Genomic DNA, 15,535 nt, shown 5'->3' with positions numbered 1-15,535 from the left:
GTGGCATCGACAGATTTAGACCTTCTGTCCGTGCGTCTCGCGCTTGCTATTGTCGAGCATCGCGGTTTGCGAAGAGCGGCATTGTCGATAGGCATGAGCGAAGCCGCCGCGAGCCAAAGGCTTCGATCGCTAGAGGACACATTAACGGTGTCGCTCTTCAGCCGGACCACTCGCGGACTCAGGCCAACGGACGCCGGACTGCATTTCTTTAGGCAGGCACGCGACGGCCTGCGAATATTCGATTCAGCCTGCTGGCACGCTTCGCGCGCAAGCAAAGGACGGACGGGTAAAGTCACTGTTGGGCTTTACACCTCGCTCTCAGCGGGACGCCTTCGCGAAGCCCTGCGCGCGTTTCAGTCGGAGCATCCAGACGTCGATTTGGAGTTCGTCGAAGGTGCCCGTTGGCGGCTCATCGAGGGCCTCACCCTCGGAACGATCGACCTGATTTTTCTACTAGGCCCCCAACAAGCGGATCTCGGTGAACATCTCCGTCTTTGGTCCGAGCAGATTTTTGTGGTTTCAGACGTTTCCAGCCGACACGCCTCTCGGTCCCAAGCACAGGCTCAAGACCTGGTTGACGAGCCCGTCGTGGTTTCGACCCGAGGCGCAGGTCCTGCAGCCTCGGCACTCCTGGCCAGGATGATCGGTGTTGAGCCGGATAATCAACGGGCACACCATATCAGTCGAGAAATGATCCTCTCCCTCGTCAGTATGGGTTTCGGCAACTCGATCTTACTTGAATCCGACGTCGGCAATTTGCCGGACAATGTGGTCGCGCGCCCCTTGGAAGGTGAACCCAGTGACGTCTTGATTGACCTCACCGCATACCGCGATCCATCCAATGACAATCCATCGTTACGGCGTTTCTGGTCCCTGCTGAAGAGTCGCTATGCAGACCGCGCCTGATGATCGGCTGCGGCACGCCTGGCTTTTGAGAAGGCGCGATCGGACGCCATGAATCGCACAACCATCGGGCAAATGAGCTTGCTGGCGTCGACAGCCTGACCCGTTTCTGCCGATAGAGAAGCGGCGTAGGCGACCAGATCTCTATGAACGGCTGAAGGGATATCGATCGTTAGCCGGACGGCTTTCTCCTCCACGATCGATCCGAGCTTGAGCTTGGACATGACGTTCCTCAGTTCGAATAGGGCTCAAGCACCAAATCACGTGTGACGATCAACCGGACTGGCAACCCTGGCCGAATGGTCAGGGTAGGTTGGATGTCGAGTGAGCGGCCGACGATTTGACGACCGGCCTGACTCACGCCCTCCGATCCACCGCGACGAAGCGCTTGGATCAGGTCGTCCTCGTCGTCGGTCGAACCGGCCTGGCTGCCAACGCTCAACACTGTTGAGACAAGCGCGGCCCGGAACACGGCTCCCCAATGGTTGTCGACGCGATCTTCCAAGCCGGCATAACCTTCGACGTCAGCGCCGGACTGCCGTTCCAGCGTGATCGATCGGCCATTCGGGAGGATGAGACGAGTCCACACCAGCAGCGCCCGGGACTGACCAAAGGAGATCTGCGCATCGTATTCGCCGATCAGTCGTGCGCCCTGAGGGATCAGCAAGGTGCGGCCGGTCGGGCCATCATAGACATTCTGAGTGACCTGGGCCGAGACAAAGCCGGGCAGGTCCGATCGGAGGCCAGTGATCATCGCGGCCGGGATCACGCTGCCCGCCGGAAGCACATAAGGACCGGGCGAGGATTGCAGGCGATCGAGGCTCGCGGTGCGGCCGTCCGCGGGTCGATTGAGGAAGACGAGCCGGCGATCTCCCTCCGAGGACGAAGCGGCGGCCTCGCCAAGGCTCGGGGGCAGGCTGGCTGACAAGCTCGGGGCCGGCGTAGCGGCGGTCGGCGCGCGCGTTTCCGCCGTAAACATGCGGCTCGACCGGGCCGACTCCACTTCCTGCGCGCGCCTCTGAGCCTCCTGCGCTCGCTGCTCCGCCACGGGGTCGGTAGGGGAAGTGGTCGCAACCGGTGCGCCGGGCATGGGACCCGGCTGGACGCCCGCGCTCAGCATGGGTCGGCCGAGGTCGCCAGGCAGAGGCGGACCGAGTTGCGGGACGTCGCGTGGCACCCCTGCGTAGTCGGCCGGCAGACGCGACAGGCCTTCGGCCGGCGTCCGATTGTCAGTGTTGATCAGTTCCTGCTGTGGTTCCGGGCTGTCGGTCTGCAACGCCCAGATCAAGGCTCCTCCGAGCGCCAGCGCGGACACCCCAGCCATTACGCCGAGCACCTTGCGCGAGAGGCGAACGACGCGCGGACGCTCGGGATGCAGCCGCAGCTCGTGCGCGATGTCGGCTTCGGAGCGCCGTGGTTCAGGGATCGGATCCAGAGGCCGGGTGTCGGTCACGACGCCGGCCTGCCGTCAGTGCGCACGATCCGGACCCGCCGCTGACGATCGCTGCCAAGCCGGAGTTCGGCCCCGCCAAACAGCCGGTCGACCACCATAAAGCGGCCACGGACGCGGTAGTTGACCAACTCGGCTTCGCCCTCGGCGCCGATGATCCAGAGCGGCGGCATTTCGCCCTGGGCGATGCCGGCTGGAAACTCGATGAACACCTGACGTCCGTCGTCGAACGCCCGCTCCGGTCGCCAACTCGGCCGGTCGCCCTCGATGCGGTAGCGGAAGTTCAGGTTTTCGAGCCCGACCGGATCGGTCGTTGCGGCGACCTGCGCGCCCTCGGCTGCGGTGTTTTGACGGCGCAGCGCGATCAGTTCGTCCTGCGGGTAGGACCAGGACACCGAGGCCATGTAGGTGCGCTCGGCCGACCGCAGTTCGAGGTGGTAGGTCCGGCGATCGGTGTTGATGACCAGGTTGGTCTGCAGGTCGGCGCGGATGGGTTTCAGCAGGATGTGGACACGGCGGGTGGAGCCGGTCCCGCTCTCCGTGTCGCCGATGATCCAGCGAACGGTGTCGCCGGCCGCGACCGGCCCCGCCCCGACCAGTTGCTCGCCGGGTTGAAGGGCGATGTCGGTCACCTGACCGGGGGCGGCGTAAACTTGGTAGAGCGCGCCTTCAGAGTATGGATAGACCTGCACGGCGTTGAAGAAGCCGGCTCGGCTGGGCTCGACGCGCGCTTCGCCGTTGGCGCTTTCCACGCGCCGCCGTGGATCAGCAGGTTCGGTCGGCGGGCTCACTGGAGGCGGGACGGCCTGCAACTGGCCTGGCAGGGGCAGGGGCTCCGGAATGACGACGATCTCGACGGCGCGAGGCGGCTCGGTCGCGAGAACCGCAGGCTCGGCGGGTGCGGGCGTGTCGAGCGCGATTTCCGGCGGCGTCCAGCGATGAGCGCAGGCCGACAACGAGACCGACGACAACAGGATGAGCGGAAGGGTCAGGCGTCGCATCAGCCGAGCTCCTTTGACCAGTTGAGGGCGTGGACGTAGACGCCGAGCGGGTTCTTCTTCAGTCGCTCGACATCACGGGGCGGTTGGATGGTGATGGTAAGGATCGCGGTCCAGCGCTCCGTCGAGGCCAGGGCGCCGTCCTGATAGCGGCGCTCGATCCAGGCCACCCGGAACGAGCTGGGCGAGGCCCGGATGACGCTGGAGACCTCGACCGCAATCTGGTCCTCGCCGACGCGGGCGAACGGGTCGTTGACCCGTGCATAGTCGTTCAGCGCGGCGGCCCCACGGTCGGTCGTCAGGTCGTAGGCTCTGAGCCAGTTCTGACGCAGCACGATCGGATCGGCGGGGATCGAGCGGGTCTGCTCGATGAAACGCGCCAGATGCCAGGCGATCTGCGGGTCGGTCGGCCTGTAGTCCACCTCGGCCGGTGCGACAGCCTGGGTGGCGCCCAGCCGGTCGACCTGAACAACCCAGGGCACGACGGTGCCGGACGCCGACTGCCACACCAAGGCGGCGGCGAGACCGCCGGACAGGATGAGCGAGCCGAACGCCATGAGCCGCCAGTTGCGGGCCTGGACCCGGGCCGAACCGATGCGGTCGTCCCAAGCCTGGGCGGCCCGTTGGTAGGGTGTCTCTGGCACGGGGCTCCGGCCGTAGCGGATCGAAGATCGTTTGAAGAGCATCACTCACCTTCCCGGACGCTGACGGATGAACCTGCGCCGCCGCCATCGCCGGACTTGACGGCATGGAGGGCGGTCTGGACGCCGTGGGTGGCGGCTTGGCGCTCGCGCATGGATTTGGCCCAGGCGGGCTCGCCCGAATACGACACTGCGTCGTTCGCGGCCGAGCCAGCGCCCGATCCGCCCATACCCGATCCGCCCTTGATGGCGCCGCCTGTCGCCTCGAACGCGGAGCGGCCGCCGGACTGGAAACGCTGACCGAGGTTGGCGGCAGCCCCGCGCAGAGGTGAACTCGCCGCCGCCCCTCCGGCGTAGGCGACGCCGGACAGACCGCCCGCGACGCTGCCGCCCTTAGCGGCGCTGCCGAGTTGATAGGCGGCGGAGGCACCGCCCGCGATTGAAGCCCCGCCGGAGACGGCGGCTCCAACCGCGCCCGCCGCCATCTTGGCACCGGCTGCACCGGCCAGGAGGGCACCGCCAGCGGCCAGGCCCGTACCGACAGCCGCGCCCGCGCCCAGCTGAGGACCGCCCGAGACGATGCCATTGGCGATCGAGGGACCGAAGATGCCGAGACCCAGTAGCGATAGTGCGGCCAGCACAAGCGTCATCGCGTCTTCGATAGTCGGCTCGGCCTGGAAGCCCTGCGTAAACTCGCCGAACAGGGTGGTGCCGATGCCGACGATGACGGCCAGGACCAGAACCTTGACGCCCGAGCTGATGACGAGGCCGAGCACACGCTCGGCCATGAAGGCGGTCTTGTTGAACAGGCCGAACGGCACGAGGACGAACCCGCAGAGGGTCGCCAGCTTGAACTCGATCAGGGCGATGAAGAGCTGGATCGCCAGGATGAAGAAGGCGAGGATGACGACGGCCCAGGCAAACAGCAGGACCACGATCTGGATGAAGTTCTCGAAAAACGAGATGTAGCCCATCAGCCCGCTGATGGACTCCAGGATCGGCCGGCCGGCGTCGAACCCAACCCGGGCGATACGGCCAGGACGGAGGAATTCGGCCTGACTGATGGAGGCGCCGGAGGCTTGCAGGCCTAGACCGGCGAAGCTCTCGAAGACGATGCGCGAAAGGCTGTTCCAGTTGCCGATGATGAAGGCGAAGGCGCCGACGAACAGCGTCTTCTTGACCAGCCGCGCGAGGATGTCGTCGTCCGCGCCCCACGCCCAGAACAGCGCCGCAAGCGTCACGTCGATGACGATGAGGGTGGAGGCGAGCCATGCCACTTCGCCCTGCAAAAGGCCGAAGCCGCTGTCGATGTAGCGGGTGAAGACCTCAAGGAATCGGTCAATGACGCCCGTCCCCTCCATCACCGATCCTCCTGGGTCGTCGGCATGGCGGGAGACGGGGTCCGCCCGGGGTGATTACGGGAGTCCGACGACCCAAAAAATCGACGCCGGTTTTCGGCCCACGCGGCGCGGCATCCGGCGTCGTCGAGGGCGGCGGATCCCAGGTCGTTGCACCGTTGCAAACCGGCCCGCACCGGGTCGTCGGAGGTCGCCTGGCCCGTTACGACGGACCCTCCCGCCGCTCCCGGATCGTCGCTCAGGATCCAGAGCCCGGTCGCAAACAGGGTCACGCCGACCACGGCCATGGCGACCACGCGAAGAAGTCTTCGCGGGTCGCGCGCAGCCATCCGGGAGAGCCGGCGTCCCAAGCTCATCGCTGGCTCGGGAACATATCGACGTTGGTGGGACGGTAACCCGCGCCAGGTGTCAGAAACCGGCGCAAACGCTCACGGCCCTGGTCCTGTGCGGCCGCGCGCTGCGCCGCTTCAAGGCTCGCGGCCCGACCCTGCGCCGCCACCGCCGCCGTCAGGTCCGCGAGTTGCTGCGCCTGAAGCGCGAGGAGCTGATTGCCGGCCTGGGTGGCCTGAAGCGCCCCGGTGGCGGACTGGCTCGACGACACCAGGGCCGCCATCTCGGCGCGGTTGGTGTCGATGTTGCCGACGACGCCGGCCTGCACCCGAAGCGCGTCCTGAAGCGCCCCGACCGAGGTCTGCCAGCGCTCGCGCGCCGAAGCGATCATCGCCTGGTTCGACGTCCCCGCCGTGGCCGGCGCATAGGTGGTGGTGAAGGCCTGGTCGATCTGCTGGACGTCATAGGCGAGGCGCTGCGCCTGGCCGAGCAGTTGCTGGGTGCGCGCGACCGACGACTGCAGCCGCTGCAACGAGGAATAGGGCAGGCTCGCCAGATTGCGCCCCTGGTTGATCAGCATCTGGGCCTCGTTCTGGAGGCTGGCGATCTGGTTGTTGATCTGGTCGAGGGCGCGCGCCGCCTGCAGCACGTTCTGGACGTGATTGGTCGGATCATAGACAGCGACCTGGGCGTGGGTCGGGGCGGAAGCGCTGAGAAGCGCGAGCGCGGCCACGCCAGCGGTGAGGAGGGTGTGGGCACGGGTCTTCATCGGACGGTCTCCTGTTCGGGTTGGGGTTGACGAAGGAGGTCGATGGCCCAGGCCGCGCCTCTGGCGTCGAGCCAGGCACGGGCGAATCCGTCAGGGCCGTGTTCGGCCATCAGCCGGGCGATCAGCGCCTGGTCGGACTTGGAGGACGCGGCCGTGAAGGCCAGCGCAACCTCGCCCAGACCAAGCTCGAACAGCCGATTGCCGCGCCGCGACTGGCAGTAGTAGTCGCGCTTGGGCGTCGATCGGCTGAGGATTTCGATCTGGCGATCGTTGAGGCCGAAGCGGCGGTAGACGCCGGCGATCTGAGGTTCGAGCGCGCGCGCGTTGGGCAGAAAGATCCGCGTCGGGCAACTCTCGATAATCGCCGGGGCGATGGCGGAACCGTCGATGTCGGCCAGGCTCTGGGTGGCGAAGATGACGCTGGCGTTCTTCTTGCGCAGCGTCTTGAGCCATTCCCTGAGCTGCGAGGCGAAGCCCTCGTCGTCGAGGGCGAGCCAGCCTTCGTCGACGATCAGCAAGGTCGGGCGACCGTCGAGGCACCGTTCGATCCTGTGGAAGAGGTAGGCGAGAACCGCGGCGGCCGCGCCGGTGCCGATCAATCCTTCGGTCTCGAAGGTCTGGACATCGGCGTCGCCAATCCGTTCCGCCTCGGCATCGAGCAGTCGGCCCCACGGACCGCCTACACAATAGGGTTTGAGCGCCTGCTTCAGCGGCTGGCTCTGCAAGAGCACGCTGAGCCCCGTCAGCGTCCGCTCCGGGACGGGCGCCGACGACAGATTGAGGAGGGCCGACCAGAGGTGCTCTTTCACCTCCGGGGTGACGACGACCTTCTCCCGACCCAGGATCGCGGCGATCCACTCGACGGCCCATGCCCGTTCATCGGCGGCGTGGATTCCCGCCAGCGGTTGTAGAGCCACGGGCTCGGTCGTGTCGTCGGTGAGCGAACCGCCGAGGTCGTGCCAGTCGCCGCCCATCGCCAGGGCCGCAGCCCGGATCGAACCGCCGAAGTCGAAGGCGAAGACCTGGGCGCGTTCATAACGCCGGAACTGCAGCGCCATCAGCGCCAGGAGGACCGACTTGCCCGCGCCGGTCGGGCCGACGACCAGGGTGTGACCAACGTCGCCGACGTGGAGCGAGAACCGGAACGGGGTTGATCCTTCGGTCTTGGCCAGAAACAGCGGCGGCGCATCGAAGTGCTCATCCCGTTCCGGCCCGGCCCACACGGCCGAGAACGGCATCATATGGGCGAGGTTCAGCGTCGAGATGGGGGGCTGTCGGACGTTGGCATAGACATGGCCGGGCAGCGAACCCAGCCACGCTTCGACCGCGTTGACCCGTTCGACCATGCAAGTGAAGTCGCGACCCTGGATGACCTTCTCGACCAGACGCAGACGTTCGTCGGCGATCCGTGGATCGGTGTCCCACACCGTCACGGTAGCGGTGACATAGACCGTCCCGACCAGATCCGAGCCGAGCTCTTGAAGCGCGAGGTCCGCGTCGACCGCCTTGTTGGCGGCGTCGGAATCCATAAGGGCCGAGGCCTCGTTGGTCATGATCTCCTTGATCATGGCGGCGATGGACTTGCGCTTGGCGAACCACTGGCGACGAATGCGGCCGAGCACCTTGGCCGCATCGGTCTTGTCCATGCAGATGGCGCGGGTCACCCAACGATAGTCGAAGGCCAGACGGTTCAGGTCATCCAGCAGTCCGGGCCAGGTCTGAGACGGAAAACCCATCACCGTGAGCGTGCCCAGATGGGCTTGGCCGAGGCGCGGTTCGAGACCGCCGATCAGAGGCTCGTCCGCGAGGATGGCGTCGAGGTGCATCGGCGTGTCGGGGACACGGACGCGGTGACGACGGCCGGAGACGGTCGAGTGCAGATAGGTCAGCGTCTCGACGTCGGTGAGCCAGGCAGCCTCGGGCATGAAGCCTTCGACCAGATTGAGCACGCGGTCGGTTCGATCGACGAAGCCGGCGAGTTGCTCTCGACCATCGGCGCCGCGCCCATCGCGACCTTCGTAGAGCCAGGCCTCGGCTCGAGCAGCGTCCTCGGCAGGCGGCAGCCAGACCAGGGTGAGGAAGTAGGAGGATTCGAAATGCGCGCCGGTCTCGTCGAACTGGGCGCGGCGTTCGAAGTCCACCAGATTGGAGACAGCCTCAGGAAAGGCACCGGACGGATAGGGTCCGGCGGCGTGACGCTGCGCCTCGACGAAGACGGCCCAGCCGGATCCCAGCCGCCGCAAGGCGTTGTTGAGGCGTGAGGTCGTGGCGACCAGTTCGGCTGGGGTCGCGCTGTCGAGGTCCGGCCCCCGGAACCGGGCCGTGCGCTGGAATGACCCGTCCTTGTTGACGATGACGCCTTCGCCGACCAGCGCCGCCCACGGCAGGAAATCCGTCAGGCTCTGGGGCTTGTTGCGGTATTCGCGGAGGTTCAGCACGAGCCCTCCTCACGTGCCGAAATGGGTGGGGTAACGGAGGTGGCGACGCACCACGTCGACGAAGGCCGGATCGCGCTTCGCCGCCCAGACGGCCGCCATGTGGCCGACGAGCCAGATCAGCAGCCCCGCCAGCCACAGCCGCAGGCCCAAGCCGAGTGCGGCGGCGAGCGTGCCGTTGATGATCGCCAGGGCGCGCGGCGCGCCGCCCAGCAGGATCGGCTCGGTGAGGCTACGCCGCACCGGCGCGTAGAAGCCGACCGCGGGTTCGTCGGCGGTCAACATCAGACCAGGGCCCCGCCGCCGAAGCTGAAGAAGGAGAGGAAGAAGGAGCTGGCGGCGAAGGCGATCGACAGGCCGAAGACGATCTGGATCATCTTGCGGGCGCCGCCCGAGGTGTCGCCGAAGGCCAGAGTCAGCCCGGTCACGATGATGATCATCACGGCGATGATCTTGGCGACCGGACCCTGGATCGACTCCAGAATCGACTGCAGCGGCGCTTCCCACGGCATGTTGGAGCCGGCCGCATAGGCCGGGACGGTGACGATCGCCAGGAAGGCGAACGTGGCGGCGCCGGTGAGCCGGCGGACGAAGGGGGTCATGACGGATCTCCTGCGGGGGTGAGGTGGTAGTCGCCATCGAGGCCCAGCCCTTCGACGCGGACGAGTTCGGTGAGGCGGCGGGCCGAGCCTCGACCGGACAGGACGGCGATGACGTCGATGGTTTCGGCGATCAGGGCCCGCGGCACGGTGACGACGGCCTCCTGCACAAGCTGCTCAAGGCGACGCAGCGCGCCGATCCCAGTTCCCGCGTGCAGCGTGCCGACGCCGCCGGGATGGCCGGTTCCCCAGGCCTTGATGAGGTCGAGCGCCTCGCCGCCCCGCACCTCGCCGATCGGAATGCGGTCGGGACGCAGGCGCAGCGCCGACCGGACCAGATCGGTCAGGGTGGCCGAGCCGTCTTTCGTGCGGAGCGCGACGAGATTGGGCGCGGCGCACTGAAGTTCGCGGGTATCCTCGATCAGCACGACCCGGTCACCGGTCTTGGCGACCTCGGCAAGCAAGGCGTTGACCAGGGTGGTCTTGCCGGTCGACGTGCCGCCCGCCACCAGGATGTTCTTGCGGGCATGGACGGCGAGGCAGAGCGTCTCGGCCTGGTCCGCCGACATGATGCCGGCGTCGACATAGTCGCCGAGCGTGAACACGGCGACGGCGGGTTTGCGAATCGCGAAGCTTGGCGATGCCACCACGGGCGGCAGCAATCCCTCGAACCGCTCCCCTGTCTCGGGAAGCTCGGCCGAAACGCGCGGGCTTCCTGCATGCACTTCGGCCCCGACATGGTGGGCGACCAGGCGGACGATCCGCTCGCCGTCCGCTGGGCTCAGCCGGGCGCCGGTGTCCTCCAGCCCGGCGGACAGCCGGTCAATCCATAGCCGGCCGTCGGGATTGAGCATCACCTCGACGACCCCGGGATCGTCGAGAAAGCCGGCGATGTCCGGTCCGAGCGCCGTGCGCAGCATCCGCGCGCCACGCGCGAAACTCTCAGAACGGAAGGCGATGGTCGTCACGAGCGAACCCAACTTTCCCACCGCTTGCGCGGCGAACGTCTCAGCAGGGTCGATCAAGAAGCGCCTGGATGAGGGGGGTTCAACAGTCGCTGCGGCGTCGTAGGGCGCTGGCGCGCAATGACTGGCAGGTGACGGCCTAGTCCTCGTCGGCCATCGGCGCGATGTTCTCGGACCGCACCAGATCGCGGGTCACTTCGTCCGCGAAGCTGCGTCCCTTGGCCAGACGCCGCCCCAAGGTTTCCACGAAGCCCTCGAAGCGCTCCCGACCTTTGGCCTGGGCCGCCGACTGAGCGGTGTCGGGCAACGGCGGAACAGCCGTGAGCCAAAACCGGATGAACAGTGCGAGCGTCTCGTTGCTGATGCCGAGGTGTCTTTCCAGCCGCTCGATCTGGCGCGACATGCGGTCGAGCCGGCGCGCGAGCGCCGCCTCCAGCCGATCGGCGCCGTCAGGCGACAGATGAGACGCGAGCGCGGCTTCAACGACTGCGCCCTGGGCGACCCGTTTCCGCCGCGCGTAGTCGGCGAGGTCGCGGCTGAGATCGCCGCGTAATCGGAATGTCTGCTTGATGCGGGCGGGAGGCTTCAAAGCGCGATTCCGTCGTCGGGGTCGAGCGAGGCCTGCCGCGCGAGCGCCCCCACCCCACCCTGAAGCGTTCGCGCCCGTACGGCGTCATCGTCCGGCTCGTCGTCCAGGCCGTCGAACTCGCGTCCGATCGGCGGGGATGGCTCTGGAGTGACCGCCTCGTGGACAGGCAACTCGGGCTCGCGCCGGATGCCGGCGTTCGCGGCGTCATCGGCCTCCGTTATCGGCGACGGAGACGGTGGAGGGGGCGGCACGGCGATGGGCGCCAGCGCGCTCCAATCGTCGGCCTGTCGTTCCGAGGACGCTCGGCTCTCAAGCCGGGGCGGCGCGAGGAGCCGGGCCTTCAACTGCCCGTCCTCATAATAACGGGCCTTCTTCGCCCGGATCGGAAAGAGGCCGGATACCAGTACGACGGCGTCGGTCGGCGGCAGTTGCATCACCTCACCCGGCGTCAGGAGCGGGCGCGCAGTCTCCTGACGCGAGACCATCAAATGTCCGAGCCACGGCGACAGCCGATGACCGGCGTAGTTGCGAGCGTCGCGGATTTCGGTCGCAGTGCCGAGCGCATCGCTGACGCGCTTGGCGGTCCGCTCGTCATTGGTCGCGAAGCTCACCCTGACATGGCAGTTGTCGAGGATGGCGTTGTTGGGCCCGTAGGCCTTCTCGATCTGATTAAGGCTCTGGGCGATGAGGAAGGATCGGATGCCGTAACCGGCCATGAAGGCCAGGGCGGACTCGAAGAAGTCCAGCCTGCCCAGCGCTGGGAATTCGTCCAACATCAGCAGCAGCCGGTGCCGCCGACCCTTTGCCTCCAACTCTTCGGTCAGCCGCCGACCGACCTGGTTGAGGATGAGCCGGATCAGCGGCTTGGTCCGAGAGATGTCCGAAGGCGGAACGACCAGATAGAGGCTGACCGGACGAACGGACTCCACCATGTCGGTGATGCGAAAATCACATCGGCTCGTCACTTCGGCCACGACGGGGTCGCGATAGAGGCCGAGGAACGACATGGCCGTCGACAGCACGCCCGAGCGTTCGTTCTCGCTCTTGTTCAGCAACTCGCGGGCGGCCGAGGCGACGACTGGATGAACGCCCTCCTCTCCGAGGTGAGCCGTCGTCATCATGGCGCGCAGGGTGGTCTCGATCGGCCGCTTCGGATCAGAGAGGAAGTTGGCGACGCCCGCGAGGGTCTTGTCCGCTTCGGCGTACAGCACATGGAGGATGGCGCCGACCAGCAGGGCGTGGCTGGTCTTTTCCCAGTGGTTGCGCTTCTCCAGCGCCCCCTCCGGATCGACCAGGATGTCGGCGATGTTCTGGACGTCTCGCACCTCGGAGGGACCGCGGCGAACCTCGAGCAAGGGATTGTAGCGGTCCGACCGGGTGTCCGTCGGGTCGAAGCGCAGCACACGGCTGAAGCGGGCACGCCATCCGGCGGTGAGGCCGAAGTTCTCGCCCTTGATATCATGGACGATGGCGCTTCCCGGCCAGGTGAGCAGGGTCGGGATGACCAGGCCGACACCCTTGCCTGAGCGGGTCGGCGCAAAGCACAGCACATGCTCGGGTCCGTCGTGCCGCAGATACGAACGCGCGAAGCTGCCGAGGATCACGCCGGCGTCGCCGAGCAGGCCGCCGCGGCGCAGCTCCTTCGCTGTGGCCCAGCGCGCAGAGCCATAGGTGGTGACGTTCTTGGCTTCGCGGGCGCGCCAGACCGACAGGCCGATGGCGACCGCGATTGAGACGAAGCCGCCCATCGAAGCGATGACCGCGCCCGCGTAGAACACCTTGGGCGCATAGGCGTCGAACCAATACCACCACCAGAAAAAGGCCGGCGGCGCGTAGATCGGATGTTCTCCGACCATGAACCAGGGACTACCGAGCTGGGGCTGATACCCGAGTTGCCAGGCCGTCCACTGGGTCGCGCCCCAGACGGAGGCCAAGGCGATAAGGGCGACGAGGAGCACCTGGCCCCACAGGATGCGGGTTGCAGACATGCGGTGATGCGATGCCCGCGATGCCGCCAATCGCAAGGCCTGTGAGTTCGCCGTCGCAGACTGGCGCGGAAAAACCTACGCTAGGCGTGGTCGACTAGGGTCTGCTGGCCAACTCCGTCTTCACCTCGTCATATCTGGCGCCCACCTGATCATAGACTGGCTGCCAGTTGGCCCACGGCAGGTCCATTACGAGGGCTTGCATGTGCGTGAGCCGAGCGGCGAGCATCTTTCGCTCCTCACTCAGTTCTGGCTTCGAGAGTTGGCTTACCGCGCGCGGTTTGGGGCCGAGCAACGGCAAGGCGCTCGGCACCTCAGATTGAGCGAGCGCCAGGTCGACCATATCGAGCAGGATATCGAAGGGCAGTTCGGGCGAGCCTCGCGAAATCTTTCCGCTAGCGTCCCGGTAGGCCCATTTGATCGAACGGTCCTTGAATGTGCCGTCGTCCCAAGACGCCCATCCGATGCGGAGTTCGCCATGGCGGTACGGAGTAACATGGGTCGGTATCATACTACGCTCCTACTATCTTCATAGTATGGTCGTAGTGTGAGACAATGTCTAGGCCGTCAAACCCAGACCGCGTTTTCTTCCGAAGCTCCAGTCCACCCCGCCACCCGGCGCCATCACGCCCGAGACCTGCTGGCCCAGTTTCTGCTCCAAGGCAGGCTTCCACGGCACGAGTTCGAATCCGAGCCCATTGTCGATCATGGCGAATCGGCCGGAGCTGAGATTGACGCGCTGGCGGTAAACGCCGGAGACATGGTCGCCCTCGGCGGATGGCTGATGGGCTAGGCCGGTCGCGCTGGCCAGCCTTGCAGCCGTCGCGTCCAGTTCACGCCGGCGCAAGCTGCTGAGCAGATCGCGGGAGAACATGGCGCCCTCTCCGGTGCGGCGGGCCAGACCCTCCGATGCGAGATGATCCGTGCGCCGTTCCATGGCCTCGCGGACCTCGGCGCCAAAGCCCGAGACTGCAGCGGGCGCGTCGTGGCGGCCGACCAGCTGGCGATCCACCCAGGTCGCTCCCGGCGCCGCGATCTGCTCCTCCAGCGTCAGATCCGACCGGACCGATAGCGTCATGCGACGCCTTCCATCCGCACCCTCGAACGGGCGGGCTTCCACGACCGCGCCGACGTTGCCGTCACCCGTCGTCTCGAGACTGGGAAATCGCAGGTGATGCGCGCGGCCATCGACACCCTCGATCACGACATAGGCGGAGCCTGAGAGTTCGTCCTGTAGCCCGCGTTCGGCGAGACGGCCGATGACCGCGGGCGCATCCTCGAAATGAATGGCGAAGTCGGCCACCGATGGGGCCTGTCCGTTCCGACTGAGCACGCGGTGCATCCTCTTGATGATGTCACCGCGCTCGCCGAGCGCCCGGAGGGTCGCTTCTGCGTCGCTGGCAAGGGACCACTGGGCGGGGCCGATCTGCTCCGCGACGCCCAGCCGCTCCAGGTGCTGAGCTCGGCCGAGCAAGGGATTTCGCAGAGCCGCGTCTGCGAGCGCAGGACTGCCAGGCCGGAGATCGATAAGGCCGCCGGTCTCGTCGGCGTGGCTAAGCAGCGCGCGGTCGAGACGGGTCCAACGGTCGGCCGTCACCTCGCGGCGGAGCCCGGCCTCGATCTCGAGCGCCGTGCGCGGTCCCAGTTCGAGCGAAACCAGGGCCTCCGCCCGACTGCGCAGCCCCCGCCCGATATAGTCGCGGCTGACGACGAGATCGGCGCCGTCATCCGTTCTGCCGCGCACCAGGATATGGACGTGTGGATTGTCGGTGTTGTGGTGGGCCACGGCCACCCAATCGAGCCGCGTGCCGAGGTCGGTCTCGGCCTGACGGAGCAGGTCGCGGGTGAAGCCTTGAAGATCGGCCATCTGGTCGGCGTCCTCGGGCGAGACGATGAAGCGGAAATGGTGGCGGTCCTCCTCGCAGCGATCCGCGAAGGCGCGGCCGTCGATGTCGTCATGCTCGGCATCGAAGAGACGACCTGGTTTGCCGTCGCGTCCGGCGCCGTCGCGTTCGAGATAAGCGATGTGGGTGGCGAGCGGCGCCGATCGAAACCGTGCGCCGCTGTGTCTGGCCACGCGTGTCTTGATGACGACGCGGCGCGACTGGCCTCGCATCGCCGCCGAGGCCGCCGCGAAACGACCGCGCCCGAAGCTGGACTTACCGCCGTTAGAGCCGCCGAAACGCTTGCCGATATGACCCGATTTCTGGGCCGCGCGCAGGACTTGCCCGACGAAGCTCCTGGCCTTGCCCGCGGAACTGCCCTTGCTGCGAACGCGGCCCGGGCGGATGCGCAGCTGGTCGTCGGACCGGCTCACGGGAGAGAAGCCCGCGAAGAACGGTGTCTGGCGACTAAGGCTCTGACGGTATTCGAGAAACGTCCTGGACGTCTGGCAGGGGCCGGACCTGTGCCAGACGAAAATGTCTCGCTGCCCCAACCGCATAGCCCCTCGCCGCTGGCAGGGCTTTTATCTTGCCCTCTGCCTTCGATCCCCTGTCGATCAGGCTGCAATC

General features: G+C 66.8%; 16 protein-coding genes. 1 reads left to right on the top strand and 15 read right to left on the bottom strand.

Annotated elements, in window-relative coordinates:
• Entirely contained in the window at positions 1 to 906 is a 906-nt protein-coding gene (locus ABN401_RS07905; RefSeq protein ID WP_349684295.1) for a LysR family transcriptional regulator, read from the top strand.
• Here ABN401_RS07905 and ABN401_RS07900 read toward each other — a convergent pair.
• The 15 genes from ABN401_RS07900 to ABN401_RS07835 form a co-directional block, all read right to left on the bottom strand.
• Entirely contained in the window at positions 888 to 1,127 is a 240-nt protein-coding gene (locus ABN401_RS07900; RefSeq protein ID WP_349684294.1) for a DUF2274 domain-containing protein, read from the bottom strand. The genes ABN401_RS07905 and ABN401_RS07900 overlap by 19 nt on opposite strands.
• An 8-nt stretch (positions 1,128 to 1,135) precedes the next feature.
• Positions 1,136 to 2,356 (bottom strand): TraB/TrbI/VirB10 family type IV secretion system protein, encoded by a 1,221-nt coding sequence (locus ABN401_RS07895; protein WP_349684293.1) that lies wholly within the window; start codon positions 2,354 to 2,356, stop codon positions 1,136 to 1,138.
• Complete coding sequence (gene trbG / locus ABN401_RS07890; RefSeq protein ID WP_349684292.1) at positions 2,353 to 3,354, bottom strand: P-type conjugative transfer protein TrbG; 1,002 nt, start codon at positions 3,352 to 3,354, stop codon at positions 2,353 to 2,355. Before trbG ends, ABN401_RS07895 begins: the two co-directional genes overlap by 4 nt.
• Positions 3,354 to 4,037, bottom strand: coding sequence for a conjugal transfer protein TrbF (trbF, locus tag ABN401_RS07885; protein ID WP_432763532.1), 684 nt, complete (start codon positions 4,035 to 4,037; stop codon positions 3,354 to 3,356). The genes trbG and trbF overlap by 1 nt, the downstream gene beginning before the upstream one ends.
• Entirely contained in the window at positions 4,037 to 5,353 is a 1,317-nt protein-coding gene (gene trbL / locus ABN401_RS07880) for a P-type conjugative transfer protein TrbL (RefSeq protein WP_349684290.1), read from the bottom strand. Before trbL ends, trbF begins: the two co-directional genes overlap by 1 nt.
• Complete coding sequence (trbK-alt, locus tag ABN401_RS16355) at positions 5,353 to 5,679, bottom strand: putative entry exclusion protein TrbK-alt (protein ID WP_432763531.1); 327 nt, start codon at positions 5,677 to 5,679, stop codon at positions 5,353 to 5,355. Before trbK-alt ends, trbL begins: the two co-directional genes overlap by 1 nt.
• 23 nt (positions 5,680 to 5,702) lie before the next feature.
• Complete coding sequence (gene trbJ / locus ABN401_RS07875) at positions 5,703 to 6,449, bottom strand: P-type conjugative transfer protein TrbJ (RefSeq protein WP_349684289.1); 747 nt, start codon at positions 6,447 to 6,449, stop codon at positions 5,703 to 5,705.
• Positions 6,446 to 8,887, bottom strand: a complete 2,442-nt coding sequence (gene trbE, locus ABN401_RS07870; protein WP_349684288.1) for a conjugal transfer protein TrbE — start codon at positions 8,885 to 8,887, stop codon at positions 6,446 to 6,448. The genes trbJ and trbE overlap by 4 nt, the downstream gene beginning before the upstream one ends.
• Before the next feature lie 9 nt (positions 8,888 to 8,896).
• Positions 8,897 to 9,169: a VirB3 family type IV secretion system protein gene (locus ABN401_RS07865; RefSeq protein ID WP_349684287.1), complete on the bottom strand. Its 273-nt coding sequence runs from the start codon at positions 9,167 to 9,169 to the stop codon at positions 8,897 to 8,899.
• Positions 9,169 to 9,486 (bottom strand): TrbC/VirB2 family type IV secretion system protein, encoded by a 318-nt coding sequence (locus ABN401_RS07860; RefSeq protein ID WP_349684286.1) that lies wholly within the window; start codon positions 9,484 to 9,486, stop codon positions 9,169 to 9,171. Before ABN401_RS07860 ends, ABN401_RS07865 begins: the two co-directional genes overlap by 1 nt.
• Positions 9,483 to 10,403: a P-type conjugative transfer ATPase TrbB gene (gene trbB, locus ABN401_RS07855; RefSeq protein ID WP_349684350.1), complete on the bottom strand. Its 921-nt coding sequence runs from the start codon at positions 10,401 to 10,403 to the stop codon at positions 9,483 to 9,485. The genes ABN401_RS07860 and trbB overlap by 4 nt, the downstream gene beginning before the upstream one ends.
• Positions 10,404 to 10,587: 184 nt before the next feature.
• Positions 10,588 to 11,037 carry a CopG family transcriptional regulator gene (locus ABN401_RS07850; RefSeq protein WP_349684285.1) on the bottom strand — a complete coding sequence of 150 codons (450 nt, stop codon included), beginning with the start codon at positions 11,035 to 11,037 and terminating at the stop codon, positions 10,588 to 10,590.
• Complete coding sequence (locus tag ABN401_RS07845) at positions 11,034 to 13,025, bottom strand: conjugal transfer protein TraG (protein ID WP_349684284.1); 1,992 nt, start codon at positions 13,023 to 13,025, stop codon at positions 11,034 to 11,036. The genes ABN401_RS07850 and ABN401_RS07845 overlap by 4 nt, the downstream gene beginning before the upstream one ends.
• Positions 13,026 to 13,119: 94 nt before the next feature.
• Positions 13,120 to 13,533, bottom strand: a complete 414-nt coding sequence (locus ABN401_RS07840) for a hypothetical protein (RefSeq protein WP_349684283.1) — start codon at positions 13,531 to 13,533, stop codon at positions 13,120 to 13,122.
• 48 nt (positions 13,534 to 13,581) lie between these two features.
• Positions 13,582 to 15,339 (bottom strand): relaxase/mobilization nuclease domain-containing protein, encoded by a 1,758-nt coding sequence (locus ABN401_RS07835; RefSeq protein WP_349684282.1) that lies wholly within the window; start codon positions 15,337 to 15,339, stop codon positions 13,582 to 13,584.
• Positions 15,340 to 15,535: the final 196 nt, after the last annotated feature.

This window comes from Brevundimonas aurifodinae (assembly GCF_040195595.1).
In the GTDB taxonomy this organism is placed as follows: domain Bacteria; phylum Pseudomonadota; class Alphaproteobacteria; order Caulobacterales; family Caulobacteraceae; genus Brevundimonas; species Brevundimonas aurifodinae.
The sequence above is the reverse complement of the archived record's forward strand: the minus strand, read 5'-3'. Positions and strand labels throughout refer to the sequence as shown.